Source organism: Streptomyces sp. NRRL F-4489, assembly GCF_001509485.1.
Taxonomy (GTDB): domain Bacteria; phylum Actinomycetota; class Actinomycetes; order Streptomycetales; family Streptomycetaceae; genus Streptomyces.
Genome location: NZ_LLZI01000130.1, coordinates 1 through 2976 on the forward strand (window position 1 = coordinate 1; position 2976 = coordinate 2976).

A 2976-nucleotide genomic window follows, 5' to 3' on the forward strand; every position below is an offset into this window, starting at 1 on the left:
CGTCCCGGTCCGCATCTCGAAGAGCTGCGAGCGGTTCGAATTTCGATCCGATTCCCCGTCGGCGGGGTGTTCACCACTTTAGCGGAATTCCTCGGTGACGCCTAATCAGGCGCCCGGAATGAATTTCGGCATGCGGAATTCAGTCCCGTTGAGGAGGCCGTGCAGTAGTGAGTTGCCGCGATGCGGCGGGATGGCTGTCCGGGGCCGTCGGCTCCGTGACAACTCGGAGAACACTACACGAGTGGGTGAGGTGCATCAAACCCCTGCGGGGGACGGCCGGCGCCGGTACGTTGGCCGGCATGACTGCGCATGTGCTCGTACAGGTGTGGTGGGCTGCCTGACGGCGGCCGCGCCGGCAGCACATGCCGGACCACGGCCGCCGCTTCGGCGGCCGTTCGCGCAAGTCCTTCCGTAACCGGCCGGTGCAGGCGACGGTCCCGAGCTGAGAGGGACGGAACGCGTGATGGGCGAGAGGGGCACGGGGGCCGCGCGGATCTTCAGCGGGGTCGAACCGACCGGGCATCTGACGCTGGGGAACTACCTCGGGGCGATGCGGCGGTGGGCCGAGGAGGACCAGTACCGGGCGGACGCGCTGTTCTGCGTGCTGGATCTGCGCGCGCTGACCGTGGAGCACGATCCGGCGCGGGTGCGGCGGCTGAGCCGGCAGGCGGCGACGCTGCTGCTGGCGGCGGGGCTGGATCCGGGGCGGTGCACGGTGTTCGTACAGAGCCATGTCGATGAGCTCGCGCGGCTGGCGTATCTGATGGAGTGCACCGCCGGGGTGGACGAGATCCAGCGGATGGCGCGGTTCCGGGAGGGCGCGGCGCGGGCGGCGGACGGGGCGCGGCTGTCGCTGCTGACGTATCCGGCGCTGTGGGCGGCGGACGTCCTGGCGTACGGGACGGACGAGGTGCCGGTGGGTGCGGGCCGGGCGCGGGAGCTGGAGCTGACCCGGGAGCTGGCGGTGCGGTTCAACGAGCGGTACGGCCGGGTGTTCGTCGTACCGCGGGCGGCCCGGGCGCCGGTGGCGGTGCGGGTGGGGGATCTTCAGGACCCGCGGTCGCGGATGGGCGAGGGCCGGGGCGGCGCGGCCGGGGTGATCCATCTGCTGGACGAGCCGGACGCGGTGCGGCGCAAGGTGTCGCGGGCCGCCGGGGCGGATGACGGGGCGGAGGTGGCGTACGACGGGGCGGCGCGGCCGGGGGTGGCCAATCTGCTGGAGATGCTGGCCGCCTGCCGACGGGACGGCGATCCGGGGAAGCTGGCGGAGGGCTACGCGTCGTGCGGGGCGCTGAAGCGGGATGCCGCGGAGGCGGTGGTGGAGCTGCTGCGGCCGGTACGGGCCCGGCACGCGGAACTGGCCGCCGACCCCGGCTACGTCGACGCCGTCCTCCGGGCCGGCGCCGCCCGGGCCCGGGAACTGGCGCGCCCCCGGGTGGACGCGGCGTACGAGGCGGTGGGGTTGCTGCGGCGATAGGAGCGGCCCCGTAAGGGGGAGGGGAACAGATCCCGTAGGGGGCGCGAGGCCCCCCTACGGGGCCCTCAACAAAAGGGAGTTGGGGCTTATTCCCCGACGGGGCTGCTTCCCGGGCAGGGCTTGGCGGCCCGTAAGGGGGAGGCGAACGGATCCCGTAGGGGATGCGAGGCCCCCCTATGGGGCCGTCAACAAAAGGGAGTTGGGAGGTATTCCCGGGCCGCTCGCCGGCACCGTGCCTGGCGAGGGGCGGCGGGTCACGCCGGGGCCGGGCAGGCGGGGCGCGGCGTCCGACAGGGCCGGGGCCGTGCCGGGCAGGGCCGGGGCGGTGCCAGGGGTGGCGGGCGCGGGACGGTCCGGCGGGGCGGCGCCGGGCAGGCGCGGCGCGGCGCCCGACAGGGGGAGCCGCGCGGCGACAGGGGGCCCGGGTGGGTCAGGTGGTGGTGCCGGAGGCCAGTTCGCGGCTGCGGTCGCGGGCGGCTTCTAGGGCGGCGATGAGGGCGGCGCGGACGCCGTGGTTCTCCAGTTCGCGGATGGCGTTGATGGTGGTGCCCGCGGGGGAGGTGACGTTCTCGCGGAGCTTGACCGGGTGTTCGCCGCTGTCGCGGAGCATCACCGCGGCGCCGATGGCGGCCTGGACGATGAGGTCGTGGGCCTTGTCGCGGGGCAGCCCGAGCAGGATGCCGGCGTCGGTCATCGCCTCGACGAGGAAGTAGAAATACGCCGGGCCGGAGCCGGAGAGGGCGGTGGCGGCGTCCTGCTGGGACTCCGGGACGCGCAGGGTCTTGCCGACCGTCGAGAAGATCTCCTCGGTGAGGGTGAGGTGCGCGGCGGTGGCGTGGGTGCCGGCGGAGATCACCGACATCGCCTCGTCCACGAGGGCCGGGGTGTTGGTCATGACCCGGACGACCGGGGTCTCCGGGGCCAGCCGCTCCTCGAAGAACGAGGTCGGGATGCCGGCCGCGCCGCTGATCACCAGGCGGTCGGCGGGGACGTGCGGGGCCAGCTCGGTGAGCAGGGCGCCCATGTCCTGCGGCTTGACGGTGAGGATCAGGGTGTCGGCGGACTTGGCGGCCTCGGCGTTGCTGACCGCCGCGACGCCGTAGCGGGTGCGGAGCTGGTCGGCGCGTTCCTGGCGGCGGGCGGTGACCAGGAGGTCGGAGGGGGCCCAGCCGCCGCGGATCATGCCGCTGAGCAGGGCTTCGCCGATTTTGCCGGTGCCGAGTACGGCGACCTTCTGGGTCATGGTTTCGCCTCGCCGGTGGTGCGTGGGTGGTGGTTCTCGTCCACGGTCATCCTTGCATCGGTGGGGGGTGGGGTGTGGGGGTGTCCACGTAGCGGGCAGCCCGCCGGGTGCGGCCGCGTACCCGGTTGGGCCGGGGCCCGGTGGATGAGCTGGGGCCCGGTGGGCCGGGTCGTAGGGTCGGGGAACTTGTGTTCGTTTGGTGGGTTGGTTTCGGGGTGAGGGGGTCGTGGTGGGGCGGTCCGTTGGGGGGCGTGGG

General features: G+C 73.6%; 2 protein-coding genes. One reads left to right on the forward strand and one right to left on the reverse strand.

Annotated features, from left to right (window positions below):
• The first annotated feature begins 463 nt into the window (after positions 1 to 463).
• Positions 464 to 1477: a tryptophan--tRNA ligase gene (gene trpS, locus ADL22_RS12840; RefSeq protein ID WP_066977417.1), complete on the forward strand. Its 1014-nt coding sequence runs from the start codon at positions 464 to 466 to the stop codon at positions 1475 to 1477.
• A 430-nt stretch (positions 1478 to 1907) separates the two neighbouring features.
• Here the strand turns inward: trpS and proC are convergent, their stop codons facing one another.
• A complete protein-coding gene (gene proC, locus ADL22_RS12845) occupies positions 1908 to 2720 on the reverse strand; it encodes a pyrroline-5-carboxylate reductase (RefSeq protein WP_066977420.1) in 813 nt (270 codons plus the stop codon).
• Positions 2721 to 2976: the final 256 nt, after the last annotated feature.